The organism is Brachybacterium sp. Z12, assembly GCF_014400405.1.
GTDB lineage: Bacteria > Actinomycetota > Actinomycetes > Actinomycetales > Dermabacteraceae > Brachybacterium.
Window position 1 is genome coordinate 2,273,273 of sequence record NZ_CP060496.1, and the last position, 22,220, is coordinate 2,295,492.

Genomic DNA, 22,220 nt, shown 5'->3' on the forward strand with positions numbered 1-22,220 from the left:
AAGTGCCACCAGGCTTGCCCATCAAGCCCCTTGTCGAGGCCCCGACCGCCCCAGAGAATGGATAACGGCTCGTCCGACCGACGTTCACAGCAGGAGCATCCTGCCGCCGTCGCCGCCGCGAGGAGCCAGAGACCCGACAACACCCCTTCAGGGGTGACCCTCGCCGCGCCGGGCCCCACGGGGCTGGGCGGGGCGTCCTGGAAAGAGAGAGTGACGATGGACTGGCGCCACCGTGCCGAGTGCCTCAACCATGATCCCGAGCTGTTCTTCCCGATCGGGAACACGGGGCCGGCGATCACCCAGATCCAGGAGGCGAAGGCGGTGTGCCAGAAGTGCGACGTCATGACCGCGTGCCTCAAGTTCGCACTCGAGACCGGCCAGGACTCCGGCGTCTGGGGCGGACTGTCCGAGGATGAGCGCCGCTCCCTCAAGCGCCGCAACGCCCGCGCCCGCCGCGCGAGCTGACCCCCTGGTCCTGCGGCACGCCCACGAGCGCGACGCCGCAGGACCCCACCTCCGGGCCCGCGTTATGATCAGCCGGCCCGGAGGCCCGCCCCGGGCCGCCCCTCAGAGCGTGAGCGGGTCCAGGTAGACCTCGACGATCGCGCGGGTCCCGCCCTCGGACTGACCCTCCCAGGTGAGAGTGCCTCCCAGCTGCCCCTGCACCAGGGTCAGCGCGATGTTGGTCCCGAGCCCCGTCGGCTTCGCCGCCCCCATCCCGCTCCCGTCGTCCTCGATCGAGATGACCAGATGGGATCCGGTCCGAGCGCTGCGGATGGTGAGCGTCCCCCGGTCTCCGACAAACCATGCTCCACCGCATTGGTGGCGAGCTCTGTGACGACCAGCGCGAGCGGCGTCGCCTCCTCCGCCCGGATCGTGCCGACCCGCCCGATCTTCTGGGTGCGCACCTCGACCTGGCTGTCGGTCAGCTGCGGCGTCCCCGCGCGATGGACGGTCGCGCTCGCCGCGTCCACGGCCAGCCGCAGGCAGCGATCGATCACCTCGTCGAAGTGGACCGCTTCCTGCGATCCCTGCAGCAGTGATTCGTGCACCAGCGCGATGGTCGAGACCCTGCGCATCGCCTCCGCAAGAGCCTCCCGCGCCTCTTCGGACTTCATCCGTCGTGACTGCATCCGCAGCAGCGCCGCCACGGTCTGCAGGTTGTTCTTCACCCGGTGGTGGACCTCGCGGATGGTCGCGTCCTTGGTGATCAGCTCACGCTCACGGCGGCGCAGCTCGGTCACATCGCGCACCAGGATCACTGCGCCAGTGCGGCGACCCTGTTCTGTCAGCGGCACGGCCCGCAGCGAGAGGGTCCCGCCCCGGGCCTGCATGTCGGAACGCCATGCGGCGCGTCCCATCAGGACCAGCGGCAGGGATTCATCCACCGGGGAGCGGGACTGCAGCATCTCGGTGGACAGCTCAGCGAGGGTGATGCCCTCCATGTCGCCGGCGACGCCGAAGCGGTGGAACGCCGAGCGCGCGTTGGGGGAGGTCCACTGGACGACGCCGGCCTCATCGATCTCGACCACGCCGTCGCCGACGCGGGGTGCGCCGCGCCGGGGCGGGATCGGTACGCCCTCGATGGGGAAGGCACCGCTCTCGAGCATCCGCAGCAGTCGATGCCCCAGGGCCCGAAGATGGATCTCGTTGTCGGAGGGCTGGTGGTCTGTGACGGGGATCTCCGCGGCGACCACGGCGAGGGTGCGCCCGTTCTTACGCACGGGCACGAGAGTGCCCGTCGCCGGGCGCCCTTCGCGCTCGATGGTGAGTCGCTGACGGTCGGGCTCGCCGCCGTGCAGCAGGCGCGAGACCTCGGTGCTCTCCTCGCCCCCGGCCCCCATGGAACCCACCGGGTCCTCGTAGTAGACCGTGGAGCCAGTGGCGGGGCGGCAGTGGGCGACGGCCAGCGGGCCGTCGTCCTCGCGGATCCACAGCACGAGGTCGGCGCGCAGCAGATCGGCGAGCAGGTTCCAGTCACCGACCAGGTGCTGCAACCAATCCGCCTCCTTCTCGGAGAGACCACGGTTGTCGGCGAGGAACTTGGACAGGCTCGGCATGAGAACAGGATAGGGGTCCGCCTCGCATCGTCAGAGTTCGTCCGCGGGCGGGCGCGGGCTCGAACTGCCCTAGGCTGAGCCCGATCAGTTCCGAGGAAGGATCAGGATGAAGCTTCGCGAGACATTGACCCTGCCGCTGTCGGCACGCTCGGCGGCGGAGATGTACGCCGATCCGGAGTACACGGAGATTCGCCGGCGCACGCTCGGGGCGACGCATGCCGAATCGACTCTCGAGGGGAGCCCGGCCGGGACGTTCACCGTCCGCACCGAGCTGTCCATGCCCACCGACCGGGTGCCGGACATGGTGCGACCCTTCGTCGGCTCGTCCGTGACGATCCATGAGGAGCAGTCCTGGTCCGCCGCGCAGCCGGATGGCAGTCGCGAGGGGACGATGCGTCTGGACGTCGCCGGCACCCCCGCGGGGCTCACCGCCACCCTGCGACTGACCTCGGCCGGAGAGCAGAGCAGCTCCGTCGAGATCGACGGCGATCTGGTCGCGAAGATCCCTCTGCTGGGGCCGCGACTGGAGAAGGCCGCCATCCCCTATGTCTCCACGGTGCTGCGTGCCGAGGAACGCTCCGCGACGACCTACCGCGAGGCGGCTGCCGGCTGATCAGTCCGCGCTGGGCGGCCCGCCGCTCAGGTGGCGGGCCCGCCGCCCAGGAAGGCGAGCGCGGCAGGACCTTCGGTGGCGTCGAACCACAGCAGTGCCGGGTCGGTGTCATCGGCTTCCGCCGCGGCGGCATCCAGCTCGGTGACGTGGAAGCTGGCGATCCGTGCTGTGACCTCCTCACGGAGGCTGATGCCGAAGGCTCCCCACCCTCCGACCCGGGACGCACCGCGGCCTCCGGGACGTCGGCGGCGATCACGAGGGCACGCGCCGAGCTGGACCCTGTGCTGAGAGCAATGTGGATCGCGTCCTGCAGGGCGTCGTACTCGAGGTCCTCCTCGTCCTGTCCGGGTCGGCCCGTGCGGGCTTCGGCGGTCACGGCCCATGCGGCACGGCCCCCGACGAGCTCGATGCGCCCACCGGCGCTCTTTAGCACAGGGCGGTCCGGGGTGGTCAGCGGAAGGTAGATCCTCATGGCGTCATCTTCTCACCGGCTCGGCTGATCCTGTGACTGCGGCGCCCTGTCCGATCACCGCGGGCGAGGCTGCGAGGTCCCGCAGTCCCCTGCGTAGCGCGGAGCGCGGCGCCGCCTCGGCGAGCAGCGCCCCGTCCCACGCGGCAGTGCGGCAGGCGATCGGATCATCGGGCAGGAGGGTGAGCGAGGCCACCTGGATCCGGGAGGCGATCAGCTCCCTCACCCGGTCCCCCGGCACCGGAGCGCCGACGCGGTTGACCACGACATGCAGCTCCTCGACGCCGAGCTCCTGGAGCCTGCTGTGCTCGCGCAGCAACCGGGTGATGCTGATCGGATCCGCAGTGACGACCGCGATCACGGCATCCGACGCCTCGATCGCGCTGATCGCGGCAGCATTGCGCTGAGGGGCGATGGTGTCGTAGCTGAGCTCCTCGTCCTCCTCCAGCAGCGATGCGACATCTGCGAGCACGAGGCCGCCCCGTCGCGCGAGCGCAGCCCAGACACCGTCCATCGAGGTGCGGCGCAGCTCCGCCCACCGTCCGGGGACCCCGATGCCGCTGAGCAGCCGCAGTCGTGGCTGGACCAGAGGGAGGGGACTCGATCGTCTCCGCATCGAGCGTGTCCCGATCGTGGGCTCTCGCGGCGGCCACCAGGCCGGGGCTTCGTCCAGCACGCCGAGCAGCTGGCTCTGCGAGGGACCGTAGGTGTCCGCGTCGACCAGGACGGTGTCCGCTCCGGCCGCGGCCGCCTCGGCGGCCAGGTTGACCGCGAGGGTCGAACGCCCCGGAGCGCCACCAGGGCCCCACACCGCGACGAGCCGGCCACCCGACTCCTCGTCAGCGTCCGCCGCCTCCTGGATCCAGGAAGCTCCTTCTTCCTGCTCACCGGAGACCGCTGCGGCCACCGTGGCGAGGATCTCCTCGATCGAGGAGCTCGCGTCGAGCACATGGCGAAGCCCCAGCGCAGTCTGGTCGGCGTCCTCCTGCGACCTCAGTCCCACCACGGCCGCGTCTCTCATCATCGCCGCGATCGCGTCTCGCCCGAGACCGCGCACTGAGACATCGATCAGCACCACGTCCCCGACGCCGGCCGCGACCACGGCGAGCGTCTCGGCGAGGTCGGCACAGCGGCGCACCACCCGCGCCGTCCGGCTGCGGTCCACCGCGAGGTCGTGGACGATCCGCACCTCGTCTCTTCCGGAGGCGCACAGCACGATGTCGATCATGGCGCGAGCCCATGGGCACCGGGGACGCCGATCACGTCCAACCGCTCATCCTTCGAGAGGACCTCGAGGACCTCGTGCACGCTGCTGCTGGGCACCAGCACCTCCACGGACATCGAGCGCATGCCCAGCGAGCTCCCCTCGTCGATTCGGCGGACCACCGCATCGGGCACCAGCAGGACGGCCTGTGCGTCGCCTGACTCATCGGTCGCGGGAGCGGTGTGCCAGAGCTCCACGGTGCTCCCGGGGGCGACGGACTCGGCCACAGTCGCAGCAACCGGGATCACCACCGGACGCAGCGGCACCTCGGCCGCCTGCCCGATCGCCGACATCGGCAGCAGCTCCCCCTCCTGCACGGCGCGTGTGGCGACCGCTCCTTCGGGGATGGCGTCCACGCTCCCGGCGTAGAGATCGGTCTGGTCCCCCAGCCGTACCTCGGCGACGACGAGATCGGAGGCGTCGATGGAGTCGCCGGGCGCGATCGGTGAGCGGGTCACGAGCACGGGTGTGGTCTCGGAGTCGGGAGACCAGCAGGGCACCCATCAGGACGCTCGCGACGACGAGGACGATCCCGACGATCAGCCGCGGATCCTTCCAACGCGGCCTGCGCAGCCTCATCACCGATGCAGTAGCCCCCACTGCGTTCTCCTCAACCCTCGTAGCCCGCGCTGGCGGGATCTCACGGGAGGCTACCGGGAGCCGGTGCTTCAAGGGGCGGAATACCGTGCATTGTGGATATCCCGAGCCGCGGGCTCCTTCGTCCGCCGTCCACAATGACGCCGACGCATGAAGGCCGAGGATGAGAGACTGGTGATGCTCTCCCGCCAGGTGCTCCGACCGGAAGGATCGTCGATGACGCCACGCTTCGTCCCGCTGTCTGATGTCGCAGAGACTCTCTCGATCTCTGCGTCCCAGGCGTATGCCCTGGTGCGGTCCGGAGAGCTGCGAGCGATCAAGGTCGGAGGGCGCGGCCAGTGGCGGGTCGAGGTCACGGAGATCGAGTCGTACATCCAGCGCAGCTACGAGGCGACTGAACACATCCTCCAGGAAGAACGCCGGAAGGCGGAGCAGAAGGGCTGACTGCCTCTCCTCCACGGTGCTGAGCCGGCAGCCCTCAGCGAGGCAGCACTGCGAGCAGCGAGGCGCTCGCCACCGTGAGCCGTTCCGATCCGGGCACTACGACCGATTCCCCAGTCGGCAGTGACTGGATATCCAGGGTGTCTGCACCCACGGCCGCGATCCTGCCGATGAGGCCACCCGCGGTCGTCTCCAGTCTCACCACGCTGCGGTCGCGCGCGATCTCCCGCAGCACGGAGCCGAGACCGAGAGGTGAGCGCAGCGTCTCCTCCTGCGGTCGAGCTCTGGTGGGAAGCCCGTGCACCAGCACGATCGCGCCGAGCGGGACCAGGGACAGGCGGGCACCGCCCCCGTCCCTGAGCGCGACCCAGTCAGCGCCGACCTCCTCCACGACGCCGCCGACGCGCAGCCCGACGCCGACATGCAGCGTCAAGCGCTGCGCACCGGCACCGCGCAGTCGATCGGCGAGGGTGAGCTGGGCGCGCTCAGCGCGGGCCAGATCCTCCGAGACCGCACGCATCTCCTGCTGCTCATGGTGCGCGAACCGGCCCTCGAGGTCGTCGAAGATCCGCTCGAATCGCATGACCCCACTCTACTGACCGAGCTCGCCCCCGCCGACTGACCGAGCTCACCCCCTCCTCCCCCGACGACATCTGTCCACATGGCACCCGAGCTCCATTGCGTCTTGAGTCACAACGGGCTACCTTGCTTCCAGTCGGCCTTGCTGACATCAAACGCCATCAAACGACACTATCGGCGCGGTTCTTGCTCAGGCGAGATGGCCCGCCACATCAGGGGTATCCATGGGGGACGAGACGACGACTCCGCCGGCCGCCGCCGGCCCAGGCACGACACTGCTGTGTGCTCTGCTCGCCGCCGCAGGGACCGCGGCCATGTCAGTGGCAGCTGCATCACTGCAGGAATCCGCGCTCTCCGGCCACGCGAGCCAGGCGCTGATCGCGTGGGTGCTGGTCACGATCGCGGCTCTGGGTGCCCTGCTCTGCCTCTATCTCGCGGTCATATGGACGCTGGCCGCCGCGATCCTCCTGGCAGGACCAGCGACCCGGACGGGGACCGCACTGCTGCTCGCGCTGAAGCTGCTGGCGCCGCGGCTGGCACGACGCGTGACGACAGGTGCCGCAGCGGCGACCACGGCCACCGCACTGGTGCTCACGCCGTCGATGGCCGCAGAGAGCCCGCCGGCGCCGACTTCTCTCTCCGAGCAGGCGCCGGCCCAGACTTCCCAGCTCCTGCCGACCGATGGCGTCACTCCCGAACCGGCACCCGAGGCCGCCGGCCCGGGTGCAGCCCAGGACTCATCAGGCTCCGGGAGCACCGCACCGCTGCCGGCCCTCGGCTGGGGAGAGACAGCACCCGCCCCGCCATCAGATGCCGAGGCGCCCACCGAGTCGCCGTCGGACACGCAGGACGGCGAGACCCCCGACCACCCCGCACACCGTCGTCGTGCGCAGCGGGGACAGCCTGTGGAGCATCTCCGATGATCTCCTGGGCCCCGCCTCTTCCGATCCCGCAGAGATCGCTGCTGCCTGGCCGATGCTCCATGAGGCCAATCAGGACGTGATCGGCACGGATCCTGACCAGCTGTTCCCCGGGATGGAACTGACCGTGCCCGCCTCACTGACCACCAAGGACCTGCCATGAGCACCACTGATCAGCGCCCCGCGACCTTGAGCCGCCACGCCGAGAGCTGGGCCCCCGACGATCCTCGTGCGGTCGAGCAGCTGATCGCCCCGGTCGCCCGGCGTGCGGTCGAGATCGTCCGCGACATGCGCCCGGAGAACTCGCTGTCGCGCTGGGTGACCCCGGAGGTCGCCCAGCAGCTGGCGCGGCGCGCCTCGCTGACGCGGCGTCTGCGGGCCGCCACCGGCTACGCGCCGCCGCGGCAGCTCATGGTGACCGGGGTGCGCTGCTGCGTGGTCAACGAGCACACTGTCGAGGCGAGCTGCGTGCTGCGCGAGCCGGACCGTGTCCGATTCCTGGCCATGCGCTGGGAGCTGCGGCACACCGGCTGGCGCGTGACCGTCCTGGAGATCGGCTGAGTCAGCCCCGGCGACGCCTCGCCCTGCGCTGGGCGCGGTTCTGGCTCGCATCCTGAGGGGCACCCTCGGGCTTGTCCTGCACCTTGTCGCTCGCCGCGGCATCAGCTGACCCGCCAGCTCGTTCCCGTCGAGCCTGGCGCCGCCGCTGCGCTCGCGAGAGAGTCGAGGAGTCCTGGACCCCGCTCCCCTCCGCGGAGGTGTACCGGAGCTGACGCTCAGCGGGCCCGTCATCCAGGCCCTTGGCACGCAGCACCACGCGGTTCTCCTGCGCGAGCTGTTCGGACCGCTCATCGGATACGAGCTCCTCGCCGGCGCCGGGCGCATCCGAGGCTGAGTCCGAGTCAGCGGTCTCGCCCGCCGCGTCGTCCGCGGTCCTCGCCCCGTCCAGCTCGACCTCCGAGGACTCCTCGGCAGGAGCGGCATCTGGTACATCGCTCGAGGCGTCGGTCGCCGTGCCGCTGCCGGCCTCCGGCGCGGCCTTCGCGGTGCCCGTCGCCGCAGCGGCGACCTTCGAGGCGCTGCGCAGCAGATCGCTGACGGCCCTCGGCACCACCGGCTCGGGCTTCTCGACCTGGACCTCGAGGTTGTAGACGTAGCCGACGATGTCCTCCTTCACGCCCGCCATCATCTCGTTGAACATGAGGTGCCCCTCGCGCTCGTACTCGATGAGCGGATCACGCTGGGCCATCGCCCTTAGGCCGATGCCCTCCTTGAGGTAGTCCATCTCGTAGAGGTGCTCGCGCCAGCGACGGTCCATCACCGACAGCATCACGCGACGCTGCAGCTGGCGCAGACCCTCCTCGCCGAGCTCCTCCTCGCGCTTCTGGTAGGCGACCCGGGCATCGGCCAGGATCTCCGCCTTCAGCACGCTCGCCTCGAGGGTTCTCCTTGCCGCCCACCTCTTCGATCAGCTCTTCGGCGGTGAGGGAGACCGGGTAGGCGGGGCGCAGAGCACCCCACAGCTCCTCGAGATCGACATCCTCCGCGGGCTTGCCCTTGGTGTGGGCGTCGACGGTGCCGCCGATGACCTCCTCGATGAACCGCTCGACGTGCTCGTCGAGCTCCTCACCCTCAAGGATCCGGGACCGCTCCTCGTAGAACTTCCGACGCTGCTTGGTGAGCACATCGTCGTACTTCAGGACGTTCTTGCGGATCTCGGCGTTGCGCGACTCGATCGAGTTCTGCGCGCGCTGGATCGCGCCGGAGACCATGCGGCCGGTCAGCGGGATCGACTCGTCCACACCACCGCGGGCGAGCAGGGACTCCGCCGCGCCGGAGTTGAACAGCCGCATGAGGTCGTCCTGGAGGGAGAGGTAGAACCGGGACTCGCCCGGGTCTCCCTGGCGGCCGGAGCGCCCGCGCAGCTGGTTGTCGATGCGTCGGGACTCGTGACGCTCGGTGCCCAGCACGTAGAGCCCGCCCAGCTCGACGACCTCATCATGCTGTGCGGAGACGGCCTTCTTCGCGTGCTCGAGCTCTTCGTCCCAGGCCGCCTCGTAGGCCTCGCGGTCCTCCTCGGGGTCCATCCCCCGCTTCTCGAGCTCGGCATGGGCCATGAATTCGACGTTGCCGCCGAGCATGATGTCCGTGCCTCGGCCGGCCATGTTGGTGGCCACGGTGACGGCGCCCTTGGCACCGGCCATCGCGACGATCGCAGCCTCACCGGCGTGGTTCTTCGCGTTCAGCACCTCGTGCTCGACGCCCTGGGCGGTGAGCATCTTGGACAGGTATTCCGACTTCTCGACGCTGGTGGTGCCCACCAGCACCGGCTGGCCCTTGTCGTGCCGCTCGACGATGTCCTCGACGACGGCGTCGAACTTCGCCTTCTCCGTGCGGTAGATGCGGTCGGCCTGGTCCTCACGCTGCATCTCGCGATGGGTGGGGATCGGCACGACGCCGAGCGAGTAGGTGTTCATGAACTCCGCGGCCTCGGTCTCCGCGGTGCCGGTCATGCCCGAGAGCTTCTCGTAGAGCTTGAAGTAGTTCTGGAGGGTGATCGTGGCGAGCGTCTGGTTCTCCGCCTTGATCTTCACCCCTCCTTGGCCTCGATCGCCTGGTGCATGCCCTCGTTGTAGCGACGGCCGGCGAGGATGCGCCCGGTGTGCTCGTCGACGATCATGACCTCGCCGTTGAGGACGACGTAGTCCTTGTCGTTCTTGAACAGCTCCTTGGCCTTGATGGCGTTGTTCAGGAAACCGATCAGCGGTGTGTTGAGCGACTCGTAGAGGTTCTCGATGCCGAGGTGGTCCTCGACCTTGTCGATCCCGCTCTCGAGCACGCCCACGGTGCGCTTCTTCTCGTCGACCTCGTAGTCGCGATCGCGGCGCAGCAGCTTGACGACCTTCGCGAACTCGCTGAACCACTTGTTCGCGTCGCCGGAGCCCGGCCCGGAGATGATCAGCGGGGTGCGTGCCTCGTCGATCAGGATCGAGTCGACCTCGTCGACGATCGCGAAGCTGTGCCCGCGCTGGACCCTGTCCTCGGGGGCGAGCGCCATGTTGTCGCGCAGGTAGTCGAAGCCGAACTCGTTGTTCGTGCCGTACGTGATGTCCGCCTCGTACTGCTCACGGCGCTCCGCCGGGGTCATGCCGGACTTGATGACGCCGGTGGTCAGGCCCAGGGCGCGGAAGATGCGGCCCATGAGGTCGCTCTGGTAACCGGCCAGGTAGTCGTTGACCGTGATCACGTGGACGCCCTTGCCGGCGAGCGCATTGAGGTAGGCGGGAAGGGTCGCCACCAGGGTCTTGCCCTCACCGGTCTTCATCTCCGCAATGCGGCCGCGGTGCAGGGCCGCTCCGCCCATGATCTGCACGTCGTAGGGGCGCTGGCCCAGCGTGCGGCGCGCCGCCTCGCGCACCGCCGCGAACGCCTCGACCATCACGTCATCGAGGGTCTCGCCGTCCTCGAGCCGTTCCTTGAAGTGGTCGGTCTCGGCGCGGAGCTCGTCGTCGGTGAGCTCGGTGAAGACGTCCTCCGCCTCTCCCACTCGCTGGGCGATGGCTTCGAGCCTGCGCACTTCCCGACCTTCGCCGGCGCGCAGGATCTTGTCGAAGAGGTTGACCACTCGTGCTCCCGTAGATCTCGTGTCCGCCCTCGGGGCGGCTGATGCCTGCCCCATCGTATGCGTCACCGTCCTGGAACGTGACCACCTGCGCGCATCCTCACGTGAGGCGGGCAGGTCGGGCACCGATGACCATAGTGACGAACCTTCGCGGAGCGCTCGCTGGCCACGGATGCGCCGCTACTCGAGTTGCCGGCAGCGGGCCGCCAGAGCGGCGGAGAGCTCTCCGGTCCCCTCCCCGGTGAGGACCTCGAAACCGTCCATGCCCTGCCAGCGTGCGGCGCGCTCGAGCTCGTCGGCGAGCGCCTCGGTCAGGGCCTGATCCTCCGGACGCTGACGGGCGGGCAGATGGGGCAGCGGCTCGCGGTAGGCGCCGCGCACCTCGAGCACTCCTCGGGAACGGTCCGCACGCAGATCGACCCGGGCCGGGATGAGGTCGCCGAGCAGGAACATCAGGGAGTAGTAGCCGGTGGTGCGCTGGGCGGCCGGGGTGTAGATGCCGATGCGGTATTCGACGTCGAAGAGGCTCTCCAGGCGCGGTCGATGGAACACGATCGGGTCGAAGGGGCTGACCAGCGCGGCGGTGCGCAGGGCCGTGGGTCGGGGTGCGTCGCGGTGCAGCAGCATCCGGCGGCGGCCTGCAGGATGGGAGACCTCGACCTCCCGCAGCTCCTCCTGCGCGAGCAGGGATTCGACCGCCGGCCTGACCTCCCGCACGCGCAGTCGGAAGTAATCGGCCAGCGAGGAGATCTCGGCGATGCCGTGCGATCCGGCCGCCCGTGCGATCAGCTCACGGATCGCGGCACCCGCGTCCGGCGGGGCTGGCTCGTCCTCGGCGGGCACGTACAGGCGCTCGAACTGGGCGTTCCGTCCCACGCAGTCCAGCTCACCGGTGCGGAACAGGTACTCCACCGCCCACTGGCTCGCGGTGCGGCGCCACCCCACCCGTCGCCGCGCTCGGTGTCGCCCAGATGTCTCGAGACGGCGGCGGCGCTGCTGGGGCCGAGCTCGGTCAGTGCCGCCCGGATCCGGGCGAACAGCTGCGGCGACGCGGTGGCGATCTCCCGGATCTCTCCCCAGTCCCGCTCCGAGGTGGCCCGGCGGCGGAAGGACAGCAGCCGGTGGATCTCAGGTGTGGTGTAAGCGGCTTCGTGGGCGAGGCTCTCGTGCACGATGCGATGCGGGCCCGGGCGCACCGCCCGCTCCAGCACAGAGGGATCCCACACCCCGGTGCGGGTGTAGACGGGCAGATGGTGGGCGCGAGCGAAGATGTTCACCGAGTCGATCTGCAGCAGCTGGGTGTGCTGCAGGGTGCGCTGGAGCGCTCGACGGTTCACCGCTGCGGCGGGCATCTGGGTGCGTCGCGCCCCTCCCATCCCCTGTGCGCGCAGGGCGATCCGTCGGGCTGTGGTCCAGCTGAGGGTCTCGATCATGTCGTGGTGCCTTCATCGCGTGGGGCACGGCAGAGGGCGGGAGGGCGCTGTAGCGCCTCTCCCGCCCTCTGTTCCCGGGGATGGTCAGGACGCGGTCAGCTCCGAGTCGAGCTCGATGACCCCGTAGTTCCAGCCCTTGCGGCGGTAGACCACCTTGGGGTTGCCGGTCTCGGCATCGACGAAGAGGAAGAAGTCGTGTCCCACGAGCTCCATGCGATAGAGCGCGTCATCGATGCTCATCGGGGTCGCGGCGTGCTTCTTCTCGCGGATCACCACGGGGCTGCCGGCATCGGCCAGGTCGTGCTCGTCGGCGCGAGGGGTCTCCTCGGGCTCGGCGGCGGGCTCCGGCGGGTCCTCCTGGAGGAGGGGCGGGGGCATCTCCTGGTCCGCGGGCATCGTGCGGAGGCTCGCCCCGGCGCCCTGGTGGGAACGCGCGCGGCCCCGGCGCTGGTCCTTCCGGCGGTCGCGGGCACGACGAAGGCGTTCGAGGAGCTTTCCGTAGGCGACGTCGAGCGCGCCGTAGAGGTCGTCCGCCCGGGCCTCCGAGCGGATCACTGCGCCGTTCTCATGCACGGTGAGCTCGACGCGATCGCTCAGCTCTGTCTGCCTGGGGTTCTTCTCCTGTGAGATCTCGACATCCACGCGGAGTGCCGCGGGAGCTAGCTGGGTGACCTTGTCGAGCTTGTCGGCCAGATGGCGACGGAAACGATCCGGGACGTCCATGTGGCGTCCGACGACGTTGATCTCCATGAGTGGGTTCTCCTCCTATCGGGTGCGGCCGCTCTGAGCCCGGCCGCGATGGCTCTTCGGCTGGGTGTCGCACCTCCTGATGAAGGGGGTCCCACCTTCGTGTGGTGGGTGTCACCAGCATGCCACGTTTCGCCGAAGGTTTCCTGTGCGTTGGTCCCGAAATCTCACTTCGATCCGAGCGGATCCGTTCCCTGCCCAGGAGCCTGGCGGAAGCGACCACGACCGCTCCCAGCACCCTCATGCCCGCGGCCGTGAGCGCCTCGTGCATCCCGCGCAGGGTGGAGCCGGTGGTGACGACGTCATCGACGATGATCACGGGCGCCGCCGCTCGCCCTGCTCTGCGGGCGCTGGGCCCTGAGAGCAGGATCTGTCTGGTCCGGCGCTGGCGCGCACCCTGGCCGTCCTGGGCGGTGGTGGGTCGTGCGTCCAGCAGCAGGGCGCGTCCCGCTCCGCTGCGCTCCATCGCGCGCACCAGTTCTGCGGTGTGGTCCTCCCCGCGGCGCAGCCGTGCGCTGCGCTGGGAGGGCACGGGCACGAGCTGCACCGGGGCTCCATCGGTCGGGTCTGCCAGGAGCTCCACCGCGGGGGTGAGCGCCGGGGCGATCCGCGCTCCGAGGTGGAGCATCCCTCCGTTCTTCCACGCCAGGATGAGCCGCTGCAGGTCGCCGCCGTACTCGCCGAGCGCGAGCACCGGGAGCAGTGGGGTGTGGTCGACGCCAGCGGGTAGGAGGTGCTCGCCGCGGCGCTCCTCACGCACCCGTGCGGCGGTCAGCTCCTGCAGTGCGTCACAGCACGAGTCCACCCGGCGCGGCTCTGCCCGGAGCAGCGCCGCGCAGGCCTGGCAGAGCCAGGCTCCCTCCCTGCCGCACGGGCATTGTCGGGGCGCCACCAGCGCGCAGGTCTGTGCGATCACCTCGCGCAGCAGCCGCAGCCGGCCAGATCCGTCGTGCTCCTCCATGACCCGATCTCAGCGCAGAACTGCCCGGGAGGTCGCAGCCCAGCCCCGGTTGTGGACCGCGCGGCGCTGTGGAGGGGCCATGCCGTCGAGGAGCTCAGTAGAACGACGGGTCGCTGCCTTCGATATCGACGTCCATCCAGGTCTCACCGTCGCTGCGCAGAAGGACACCGTCCGCGGTGCCGATCCACACCGACTCGGCCACCACCGAGCCGGCGATCTTCTCCGTGCCGGAGGCGAGAGATGGCAGCACATCCAGACCGGAGGCGAAGTCCACGATCTGTGCGCGTCGATCCCCTGTCGAGGAGTCCGTCCCGAGCACCACCATCGCGATCTCGTCGTACCAGCCGGCTTCGGTGACCTCCGCGAGGGAGGTGCGCACGATGACCGGTTCGGTGAGCGAGGTGGGCGTCCCCGTCGTGTCACGCACCACCGCGCACAGGTCCAGCCGCGCTCCGCCGCCGTCCGCGGACAGCACCAGCATCCGGGTGCCATCGGCGGCGATGCGCACGGAGCGGACCTCGCGACCGGTCAGCCACGGGGCGTCGACCTTCGCGTCGAGCTCCGCGCCCTGCCCGGACAGCGCGAGCAGTGCACCGGCGCTCGAACCGGTCGAGGTCCACACGAAGCCGGCGTCATCGATGCTGGGCGCGACGAACGCACCACCGGTCGCGGCCTCGCGCACGGGCACCGAGCCGTCCGTCGACGCGATCAGCACCACCGAACCCTCCGGGTTGCGTGCCGCCGCGAGCACCCCGTCATGGGCGATCACCGGAGAGGAGACCTCGGTCCCCTCGAGATCCGGCACCAGCTGGGCGGCGGGCGTCGAAGCGCCGGGGTCCGCCAAGGAGATGATCCCGGTCTGCCCGGCGGCGAGCGGTCGATGCCCCGGCAAGGCGCGCTCGATCCGCTCCTGCTCGTCCAGGACCACCTCCTGGCCGTCCATCACCAGCCGCACGCCGGACATGGTGCGCAGCGAGCGCAGCGACGCCTCGAGCTGTGACAGCGCCAGCATCCTGGGAGCGTGAGCGAGGCCCGCGATCGCCGCTGGCACCGCCACCTGCGCAGTGCCGTCCGCTGCCGTGGTGATGACCGCCTCGGCGACTGAGGAAGCACGCGGGATCCTGCTGGTCACGGCTCCTTCGAGGAAGGTCGCGGGTCCGTCCACGAGCGCTTCGAGCACGGCTGATGCACCGCGTCTCAGCGGGAACCATCGGTGATCGGGAACCAGGTGCAGCTCGCGGGCGTCGAGGAAGTAGATCCGGGCCGCGCCGTACAGCGTCTCGAACGCGGCCTCCGAGAGGAAGATCCCGTCGGGCACCTCGCTGAGCCGCCATTGGCCGTCGACCTGCTCGATCGCGACCTCGATCTCTCGTGAGACAGGGCCGGCGAGCAGAGAGCGGACCCCCTGCCCGTCCACGAGGGCGACGACCTGGAGCACGAGTGCAAGCCTGCCCTCGTCCACCTCCTCGACCTTCAGCTCCTGGCTGCCGGAGTACACGGAGATCCCGGCAGACGGGTCCCAGTCCCCGCTCGCGTCCCCGGTGAGGTAGGCGCGAGCGACTGCGAAATCGTCCTCGGAGCCGACTCCCGCCTGCACGAATCCGGCGACGACCTCCTGGGCGGTCGCGTCGTGCGGGGGGGGGAGGGCCCGCACGTACGGCGCACCGGGCTGGGACTGGCCGGACAACAGGCGGGTGTCGACCGGGGAGTCGGTGGGGATGCGTGCACAGGCCGCACCGAGGCCGATCACGGCCGCGGCACCGGCCGCTCGCAGCACCTGACGTCGTGCAGGTCTCATCGGGCCCCTCCGTTCTCGTCGGTCTCCGGGGCGGGATCGACCTCGGTGTCCTCCAGGTCCGGGAGCAGGCCGGGACCGATCCGGATCTCCCCGGTCGGGGTCGAGGAGGCGGTCCCGGCCTCCTGCAGATCGAAGGAACGCTCGAGCCGCAGCGGCGAGCGCGCCAGCACGGCCCCGGGCCGACGCGGGAGGGTCAACCGGAACACGGCACCCTGTCCCTCCTGCCCCCAGGCCTGCAGCCAGCCGTCGTGCAGGCGCGCGTCCTCGACCGAGATCGACAGCCCCAGGCCCGTGCCTCCGAGCGTCCGCGCCCGTGAGGGATCGGCGCGCCAGAAACGATCGAAGACGTGCTCGGCATCCTCCGGGGAGATCCCGTGACCATGGTCCTGGACCACCACCGCCACGGCCGCGTCATCGGACGCCGTCTGGATCAGCACCGGGTCGCCGGCCCCGTGCTCGATGGCGTTGGTCAGCAGGTTGCGCAGGACCCGGTCGATGCGTCGAGCATCCACGACCGCCTTCACATCCCCGCCCGCCAGCCTCACGTCCAACACGCATCCTCGCGCCTCGGCCAGCGGCCGCACATCCTCGAGCGCCCGGAGCACGAGCGCGTTCACGTCCTCCCGATGCGCCTCGAGCTCTGCGGCACCGGCATCGAAGCGGGAGATCTCCAGCAGGTCCGTCAGCAGCACCTCGAAGCGCTCGACCTGCGCCGCGAGCAGCTCGACGGTCCGCTGCAGCTCGCCGGGCAGCTCCGAGCGCTGAGCATCGAGCACCGAGGAGGCCATCCGGATGGTGGTCAGCGGGGTGCGGAGCTCATGGGAGACATCGGAGACGAACCGCTGCTGCAGATGGGAGAGCGCGGTGAGATCGTCGACCTTCTGCTCGAGGCTGCGGGCCATGTCGTTGAAGGACTCCCCCACCCGGGCCAGTTCGTCGGCCCCGGCGACCTCCACCCGGCTGGTCAGATCGCCCGCGGCCATCCTCTCGGCGGCGTGCGCGGCGCGCTTCAACGGCGTGGTCACCATCCGCGCGACGACGATCCCGATGCCGACGATCAGCGCCATCAGCACTCCGCCCCCGCCGAGGATCACCCGCTGCACGAAAGCCAGCGTCTCCTGCTCCTCCTGCATCGAGTAGACGAGGTAGAGGTCGTAGGAGCCGGCTCCCGGGACGATCACGCGTGAGCCGACCAGCAGCGCGGGTGCGGTGTCCCCCGCCCCGTCATCACGGCCGATCGAGCGCCAGGACACCGTCTCCGGGTTGTCCGCGACGGAGCGCGCGAACTCGTCATCGACCTCGTCGAAGAGGGTCCGGTCCGAGGACGCCACCGGGAAGACGGTGCCGGCGGTCTCCACCGGCACCAGCGCGACCTCCCTGCGGTCGCCGCCGCCCTGCCCGCCCGAGCTCTGCACGAAGGCGTTGACGGCATCCTGCTGCTGTGTGCTGGTCGCGCTGGAGACCTGCGTCAGGGTGTCGGCGAGGTCGCTCCTGACCTCGAGGGTCTCCTCCAGCACCCGGTCCCGGCGCTGCTCATAGAGCCCGTCGGCGATCACCGAGGAGAGATAGGCGCCGACTGCGAGGAGCGCGAAGAGGGACAGCAGGGTCGTCACCAGCACCACCCGCAGCGCGAGCGGCCAGCTGCGCGGATCGGGGCCCAGCACCATGCGCGTCGCGTCGGACGTGGGCGCACCGCCGGCGTCGTCGAGGGTGCTCACGGGTGTGCCGGTGCTCTCAGGATCCGCCCCCGGCGCGGTATCCGACGCCGCGCACGGTCACCACGATCGCGGGATTCTCCGGATCGTGCTCGATCTTGGACCGCAGTCGCTGGACATGGACGTTGACCAGGCGGGTGTCGGCGCTGTGGCGGTATCCCCACACGTCGCGGAGCAGCACATCGCGGGTGAACACCTGCCAGGGCTTGCGGGCGAGCTGGGTGAGCAGGTCGAACTCGAGCGGGGTCAGCGAGATCAGCTCCTCGCCGCGGCGCACCTCGTGGCCGTCCACGTCGATGGTGAGGTCGCCGATCGTGAGCTTCTCGGTGGTGGGCTCCTCGACTCGGCGCACACGGGCCTTGATGCGCGCCACCAGCTCCTCGGGTTCGAAGGGCTTGGTGAGGTAGTCGTCGGCCCCGGCCTCGAGACCCTCGACCACATCGGCGGTGTCGGTGCGGGCCGTGAGCATGATGATCGGCACCCCGGACTCGCGGCGCAGCCGGCGGCACACCTCGATCCCGTCCATCCCGGGCAGCATGAGGTCGAGCAGGACCAGGTCGGGTCGCAGGCGCGGGAACGTCTCGAGCGCCGAAGCGCCGTCGGGCGAAGTGGCGACCTCGTAGCCCTTGCCGCGCAGAACGATGCCGACCATCTCGGCGATCGCCTGATCGTCATCGACCACGAGGATCCGTGAAGGCGTCGTCATGTAGGTCATTGTGCCACCGCCGGAGGGACGTACCTGGGAGGTGAGCCCGCAAGGGGTGTCCGGAAGACGCGAGGTCTTCGACGTTCGTCGGATCGGCTGCGGCCTCCGCACTCCGTAGGGTCGACCCAGGAGATCCGCTCCCGGCCGTTCCGCGGCCGCAGCGACCGGAACTCAGCCGTCACGATCAGCAGGAGGACCGATGAGCACGCAGTGGACCGCCCCCGGGACGAGCGGCGGCAACGAGCCTTCCCCGTCACCGACCTCCGACGGCGGCCCCTTCGCGACGGAGCCCGCTGGCGGCAGGCCTGCCCCTCAGGGCGGCCCCCGGCGTGAGCTGGTGCAGTCGATGCCGCTGTTCCCGCTGCGTCCTCTGGGCGTCGGCGAGATCCTCGGCGCGGCGGTGCGCATCTACCGTCTGCGCGCGAAGTCAGTGCTCGGGGTCGCCGCTGCCGTCTACGGCGTCGCCTTCGTGATCATGACCTTCGCGACCGGCGCCAGCATGGTCCCGATGATCGGTGACATGCAGGCCACGCTCGAGGATCCCGACGCCGTGCCCACCGGCATGAGCAACGTGCGCGACGGCGTGCTGATGGTCGTCTCCAGCGTGGTGACCATGATCATCACGATGCTGTCCGCGTCCCTCGTGACCGTGGCCCTGACCCGGGTTGCGATGGGAGAGGCTGTGGGCTCCCATGTCACCACCGCCGAGATGTGGGCCACCATGCGGCGCAAGGGTCTGCCCGCAGTCGGCGTGAGCCTGCTGATCGGGCTGCTCACCACAGTGATCTTCGTGGTGCTGTTCGGGGTGGGGATGCTGCCGCTGATCCTGCTCGAGGAAGCGACCGTCCTGACCGTGGTGCCGATGGTGCTGGGCCTGGTCGCCGCAGTGCTGTGCATGCTGTGGCTCTGGGCCCGCACCGTGCTCGCCGTCCCCGCCCTCGTCCTGGAAGATGTCGGGATCCTCGGCGCGCTCCGCCGGAGCTTCGCGATGACGCGCGGTCGCCGGTTGTGGAGGGTCCTGGGCACCGCACTGCTGCTGTACCTGCTCTATTCGTTCACGGCACAGGTGATCGCCGGGATGTTCACCATGGTCGCCTTCGTGCTCTACATGGTCGTGCTGCTGGTCACCTCCTTCGAGGGGATGCTCCTGGGCATGATCGTGCTCACCGTGATCACGATGCTCGGCAGCTACGCCGCGACCTTCCTGCTCGCGCCTTTCCTCTCTGCCGGATTCGTGGCCGTCTACGCGGACAACCGGATGCGCCATGACGCCTGGGACATCGAGCTGACCCGCCGTGCCCGCGAGGCCTGGGACGGGGCGGAGGCCCGGTGAGACCCGCCGCTCCCCCGCCTCTGGATCCCGACGAGGCCCGCTCCCGCATCCTCGAGGAGCTGTCGAAGCCGGAGTACGACGACTCCCCGGCTTCATCAACTGGCTGCTCGGTACGCTCGAGGCCTGGCTGATGTCGGTCCTCGACGGCATCGACGGCTCCTCCGCCACCCAGGCCGGGATCGCGGTGCTGGTCGTGGTCGCCCTGATCACCGCGGCGTTCCTGGTGCTGCGCCGCACCGGGATGATCCGGCGCGGGCACTCTCGCGGTCACGGCCGAGCTCGACGCCGAACCGGTGCTCAGCGGTGCCCAGCTGCGGGATTCGGCGCGGGAGGCGATCAGCGCGGGCCGCACCGACGACGGCGTCGTGCTGGCGCTGCGGGCGCTGGTGCGTGATCTGGAGGAGCGAACCCTGCTGGACGTGACCGCCGGGATGACGGCGCACGAGGCCGCCGCCCTCGCCGCCGTGCCCTTCCCGGAGCTGCGCGGTCGCCTGCAGCGAGGCGCCGTCGCCTTCGACACCGCCGCCTACTCCCACCGCCCAGCCTCCGCCAAACATGCGGACGACCTGCTGCGACTGGCGGAGTACATCGCCGAATCCGCCCCCGACCTCTCAGGGGTCGAGCACGAGTCCGCTCGTGAAGCGCCGGCGGGAGCCGAGGCATGAGCCTCGGGACCGCCCCCGCCCCGTCGGCCCCCACCGCCGGGCCGCCCCAGGCCGGCGGCCGTGCCGCGGAGCCCCGCTCGGGCCGCCGGCACTGGTTCACCGTCGTTCTCGTGCTCGCCATGCTCGCAGCTGTCCTCGCCTCGGTCGCCCGCGGCTACTACCGCGACGGTCCGCTCGAGCCCGACGCCCCCACCGCTCAGGGATCGAAGGCAGTGGTCCAGGTGCTCGAGGACCTCGGGGTCGATGTGGACGTCGACCGGCACACGGCCGACGCCGTCGAGGCCCTGCACAGCGGACGCACCGTCCTGGTCACCGCGCCGGGCAGCCTCGGCGCCGAACAGATCATCGCCCTCGCCGACGCGCAGGAGGAGGCCGGCGGGCGTCTGGTGCTCGTCCAGCCCGACCTCGTGACCCTCTCCTACCTCTCCCCGCAGATCTCCCCGCCGGCGCCCCTGCACACCGGCGGCCAGGTCGAGGCTGGCCCGGACTGCGGCGACCTCTCGCAGGGCGCCGGCGTGCTCGAGCTCCCCACTGCCGAGGATGGGATCCGCGGCGCCGCCTCCCTATACCGCGTGGGCGATGCAGGCAGCAGCTGCTTCAGCACCGAAGAGGGTGCCCTCGTCGCCGAGCACGACGGGGTGCTCGTGCTGGGCAGCGCGGATCTGCTGACCAACGACGGTGTGGGCCGCGCGGACAACTCCGCTCTCGTGCTGGGCAGCCTCGGGGCCGACGGCGAGCTGAGCTGGTACGCCCCCTCGGCGACCGACCCGATGAGCTCGACCTCGCAGACCCTGCTGGGCTACCTGCCGGACTGGGCGGGACCGCTCCTGCTGTGGCTCCTGCTGGTGGCGGCCGTCGCCCTGGTGGCGCTCGGCAGGCGCTTCGGGCCGGTGGTGGTCGAGCCGCTGCCGGTCACCGTCCGCCCGCAGGAGCTGGTGCTGGGCCGCGCCCGTCTGCTGCAGCGCTCCAACTCGCGCGACGCCGCCGCACGTGCACTGCGCTCGGCGACCTCGACCCGCCTCGCGGATCGATTCGGCCTGCGCCACGAATCCGCCCTCGACGGTCTGCTCGCAGCGCTCGCCCCGCATGTGGACCGCACTCCCGAGCAGCTGCGCATGCTGCTCGGCCCCACCCCCGTCACCAGCGACCAGGGCCTCGTGCGCCTCGCGCACGACCTCGACCGTCTCGAGAAGGAGATCGACCGATGACCGACACCACCCCGGGTGCTGCCCCGCACCCCCAGCCGGCCGGAGCGCCTACGACGCCCGACGGCGCCGACGTGGACTTGGACACCCGTGCCCAGCTCCAGCAGCTCTCCGCCGAGATCCACAAGGGCGTGGTGGGCCAGGACGCGGCTGTGACCAGCCTGGTCGTGGCACTCCTCTGCCGCGGTCACGTTCTGCTGGAGGGTGTGCCGGGCGTGGCCAAGACGCTGCTGGTGCGCTCCCTGGCCGCAGCGCTCGACGTGCGGATGCGCCGCGTGCAGTTCACCCCGGACATGATGCCCGGTGACATCACCGGCTCCCTCATCTACGACAACGCCACCAGCGACCTCGTCTTCCGTGAAGGGCCGGTGTTCACCAACCTGCTGCTCGCCGACGAGATCAACCGCACGCCCCCGAAGACGCAGTCCGCCCTGCTCGAGGCGATGGAGGAGCGGCAGGTCACCGTCGACGGGGCGAGCCGTCCGCTGCCCGATCCTTTCCTGGTGATCGCCACCCAGAACCCGATCGAGTTCGACGGCACCTACACCCTGCCCGAGGCCCAGCTGGACCGCTTCCTGCTCAAGGCCGTGATGCCGTTGCCGGAGCGGGAGGTCGAGGTCGATGTGCTGCGCCGTCATGCCGATGGGTTCGACACCACCGACCTCGCGGCGATGGGGCTGCGTGCCGTGGTCGACATCCCCTCGCTGCACCGCGCTCAGCAGGATGTCGGCGCCGTGGTGGCAGAGGATCCAGTCGTGCAGTACATCGTCGATGTGTGCCGTGCGACGCGCCGTTCGCCGAGCCTGGCCCTGGGCGTCTCGCCCCGTGGCGCGATCGCGCTGCTGCGCACCTCGCGCGCCTGGGCCTACCTCTCCGGACGCGACTTCATCACCCCCGATGACGTCAAGACCATGGCACCGTCCACCCTGTCCCACCGGGTGCGGCTGACCACCGAGGCCGAGCTCGAGGGCACCCAGGTCGAGGCCGTCCTCGCCGCGACTCTCGCCTCCGTCCCGGTCCCCCGCTGAGGCGACCGTCGATGAGGATCTCTCTGACCCCCGCGCGGCCCTGGTCGCGCTGCTCGCGCTGCCC

At 70.4% G+C, this 22,220-nt stretch carries 21 protein-coding genes and 4 pseudogenes; 12 read left to right on the plus strand and 13 right to left on the minus strand.

Translation table 11 applies throughout. The annotated features are described in order from the left end of the window. The first annotated feature begins 216 nt into the window (after positions 1–216). Positions 217–465, plus strand: coding sequence for a WhiB family transcriptional regulator (locus H3H54_RS12025; protein WP_102235098.1), 249 nt, complete (start codon positions 217–219; stop codon positions 463–465). A gap of 102 nt (positions 466–567) precedes the next feature. On the opposite strand, the pseudogene H3H54_RS12030 reads toward H3H54_RS12025, so the two are convergent. After that, a pseudogene (locus tag H3H54_RS12030) lies at positions 568–2,060 on the minus strand (sensor histidine kinase). Between the two features lie 106 nt (positions 2,061–2,166). Between H3H54_RS12030 and H3H54_RS12035 the strand changes: the two are divergent. Next, entirely contained in the window at positions 2,167–2,673 is a 507-nt protein-coding gene (locus tag H3H54_RS12035) for a DUF2505 domain-containing protein (protein WP_262424060.1), read from the plus strand. 268 nt (positions 2,674–2,941) lie between these two features. Here the strand turns inward: H3H54_RS12035 and H3H54_RS19655 are convergent. The 3 genes and pseudogenes from H3H54_RS19655 to H3H54_RS12045 form a co-directional block, all read right to left on the minus strand. Further along, a pseudogene (locus H3H54_RS19655) lies at positions 2,942–3,145 on the minus strand (DUF6912 family protein); the annotation flags it as partial. 4 nt (positions 3,146–3,149) lie between these two features. Continuing rightward, entirely contained in the window at positions 3,150–4,370 is a 1,221-nt protein-coding gene (locus H3H54_RS12040; RefSeq protein WP_262424061.1) for a P-loop NTPase, read from the minus strand. Continuing rightward, the gene (locus H3H54_RS12045; RefSeq protein ID WP_262424062.1) at positions 4,367–4,864 is read right to left on the minus strand and encodes a flagellar biosynthesis protein FlgA; all 498 of its coding nucleotides are present in this window, start codon (positions 4,862–4,864) and stop codon (positions 4,367–4,369) included. Before H3H54_RS12045 ends, H3H54_RS12040 begins: the two co-directional genes overlap by 4 nt. 355 nt (positions 4,865–5,219) lie before the next feature. Here H3H54_RS12045 and H3H54_RS12050 point away from each other — a divergent pair, with 355 nt between their 5' ends. Beyond that, positions 5,220–5,447: an AlpA family transcriptional regulator gene (locus tag H3H54_RS12050; RefSeq protein ID WP_262426471.1), complete on the plus strand. Its 228-nt coding sequence runs from the start codon at positions 5,220–5,222 to the stop codon at positions 5,445–5,447. Positions 5,448–5,481: 34 nt separating this feature from the next. On the opposite strand, the gene H3H54_RS12055 is transcribed toward H3H54_RS12050, so the two are convergent. Beyond that, the gene (locus H3H54_RS12055; protein WP_262424063.1) at positions 5,482–6,027 is read right to left on the minus strand and encodes a hypothetical protein; all 546 of its coding nucleotides are present in this window, start codon (positions 6,025–6,027) and stop codon (positions 5,482–5,484) included. Between the two features lie 310 nt (positions 6,028–6,337). Between H3H54_RS12055 and H3H54_RS12060 the strand changes: the two genes are divergently transcribed. Genes H3H54_RS12060 through H3H54_RS12070 form a run of 3 tightly spaced genes read left to right on the plus strand, consistent with a single transcriptional unit; the run spans position 6,338 to position 7,504 of the window. Continuing rightward, complete coding sequence (locus tag H3H54_RS12060; protein WP_262424064.1) at positions 6,338–6,946, plus strand: hypothetical protein; 609 nt, start codon at positions 6,338–6,340, stop codon at positions 6,944–6,946. Then, complete coding sequence (locus H3H54_RS12065; protein ID WP_262424065.1) at positions 6,909–7,106, plus strand: LysM peptidoglycan-binding domain-containing protein; 198 nt, start codon at positions 6,909–6,911, stop codon at positions 7,104–7,106. Before H3H54_RS12060 ends, H3H54_RS12065 begins: the two co-directional genes overlap by 38 nt. Next, positions 7,103–7,504, plus strand: coding sequence for an Rv3235 family protein (locus H3H54_RS12070; protein ID WP_262424066.1), 402 nt, complete (start codon positions 7,103–7,105; stop codon positions 7,502–7,504). Before H3H54_RS12065 ends, H3H54_RS12070 begins: the two co-directional genes overlap by 4 nt. Position 7,505: 1 nt before the next feature. Here H3H54_RS12070 and secA read toward each other — a convergent pair. The 8 genes and pseudogenes from secA to mtrA form a co-directional block, all read right to left on the minus strand. Next, positions 7,506–10,568: pseudogene (gene secA / locus H3H54_RS19660) on the minus strand (preprotein translocase subunit SecA). A 177-nt stretch (positions 10,569–10,745) separates the two neighbouring features. Beyond that, positions 10,746–11,468, minus strand: coding sequence for a DNA glycosylase AlkZ-like family protein (locus H3H54_RS12090; protein WP_395963771.1), 723 nt, complete (start codon positions 11,466–11,468; stop codon positions 10,746–10,748). Next, positions 11,351–11,998 (minus strand): hypothetical protein, encoded by a 648-nt coding sequence (locus tag H3H54_RS12095; protein ID WP_395962713.1) that lies wholly within the window; start codon positions 11,996–11,998, stop codon positions 11,351–11,353. The genes H3H54_RS12090 and H3H54_RS12095 overlap by 118 nt, the downstream gene beginning before the upstream one ends. Before the next feature lie 84 nt (positions 11,999–12,082). Continuing rightward, the gene (gene hpf, locus H3H54_RS12100; protein WP_262424070.1) at positions 12,083–12,748 is read right to left on the minus strand and encodes a ribosome hibernation-promoting factor, HPF/YfiA family; all 666 of its coding nucleotides are present in this window, start codon (positions 12,746–12,748) and stop codon (positions 12,083–12,085) included. 196 nt (positions 12,749–12,944) lie between these two features. Next, positions 12,945–13,706 (minus strand): annotated as a pseudogene (locus H3H54_RS18990) (ComF family protein); the annotation flags it as partial. A gap of 94 nt (positions 13,707–13,800) precedes the next feature. Next, positions 13,801–15,504, minus strand: a complete 1,704-nt coding sequence (locus H3H54_RS12110; RefSeq protein ID WP_262424071.1) for an LpqB family beta-propeller domain-containing protein — start codon at positions 15,502–15,504, stop codon at positions 13,801–13,803. Continuing rightward, entirely contained in the window at positions 15,501–17,222 is a 1,722-nt protein-coding gene (gene mtrB / locus H3H54_RS12115) for an MtrAB system histidine kinase MtrB (RefSeq protein WP_262424072.1), read from the minus strand. The genes H3H54_RS12110 and mtrB overlap by 4 nt, the downstream gene beginning before the upstream one ends. Before the next feature lie 16 nt (positions 17,223–17,238). Beyond that, on the minus strand, positions 17,239–17,934 hold the full coding sequence (gene mtrA / locus H3H54_RS12120) for an MtrAB system response regulator MtrA (RefSeq protein ID WP_316249019.1): 696 nt from the start codon (positions 17,932–17,934) through the stop codon (positions 17,239–17,241). Between the two features lie 190 nt (positions 17,935–18,124). Between mtrA and H3H54_RS12125 the strand changes: the two genes are divergently transcribed. The 6 genes from H3H54_RS12125 to H3H54_RS12150 are packed head-to-tail and all read left to right on the plus strand — an operon-like array spanning position 18,125 to position 22,156. Then, a complete protein-coding gene (locus tag H3H54_RS12125) occupies positions 18,125–19,258 on the plus strand; it encodes a glycerophosphodiester phosphodiesterase (RefSeq protein WP_262424074.1) in 1,134 nt (377 codons plus the stop codon). Further along, positions 19,255–19,389 (plus strand): hypothetical protein, encoded by a 135-nt coding sequence (locus H3H54_RS12130; protein ID WP_262424075.1) that lies wholly within the window; start codon positions 19,255–19,257, stop codon positions 19,387–19,389. The genes H3H54_RS12125 and H3H54_RS12130 overlap by 4 nt, the downstream gene beginning before the upstream one ends. After that, complete coding sequence (locus H3H54_RS12135; RefSeq protein WP_262424076.1) at positions 19,389–19,652, plus strand: hypothetical protein; 264 nt, start codon at positions 19,389–19,391, stop codon at positions 19,650–19,652. Before H3H54_RS12130 ends, H3H54_RS12135 begins: the two co-directional genes overlap by 1 nt. Beyond that, positions 19,624–19,923 (plus strand): DUF4129 domain-containing protein, encoded by a 300-nt coding sequence (locus H3H54_RS12140; RefSeq protein ID WP_262424077.1) that lies wholly within the window; start codon positions 19,624–19,626, stop codon positions 19,921–19,923. Before H3H54_RS12135 ends, H3H54_RS12140 begins: the two co-directional genes overlap by 29 nt. Further along, entirely contained in the window at positions 19,920–21,131 is a 1,212-nt protein-coding gene (locus H3H54_RS12145; protein ID WP_262424078.1) for a DUF4350 domain-containing protein, read from the plus strand. Before H3H54_RS12140 ends, H3H54_RS12145 begins: the two co-directional genes overlap by 4 nt. Further along, positions 21,128–22,156, plus strand: a complete 1,029-nt coding sequence (locus tag H3H54_RS12150; RefSeq protein ID WP_262424079.1) for a MoxR family ATPase — start codon at positions 21,128–21,130, stop codon at positions 22,154–22,156. Before H3H54_RS12145 ends, H3H54_RS12150 begins: the two co-directional genes overlap by 4 nt. Positions 22,157–22,220: the final 64 nt, after the last annotated feature.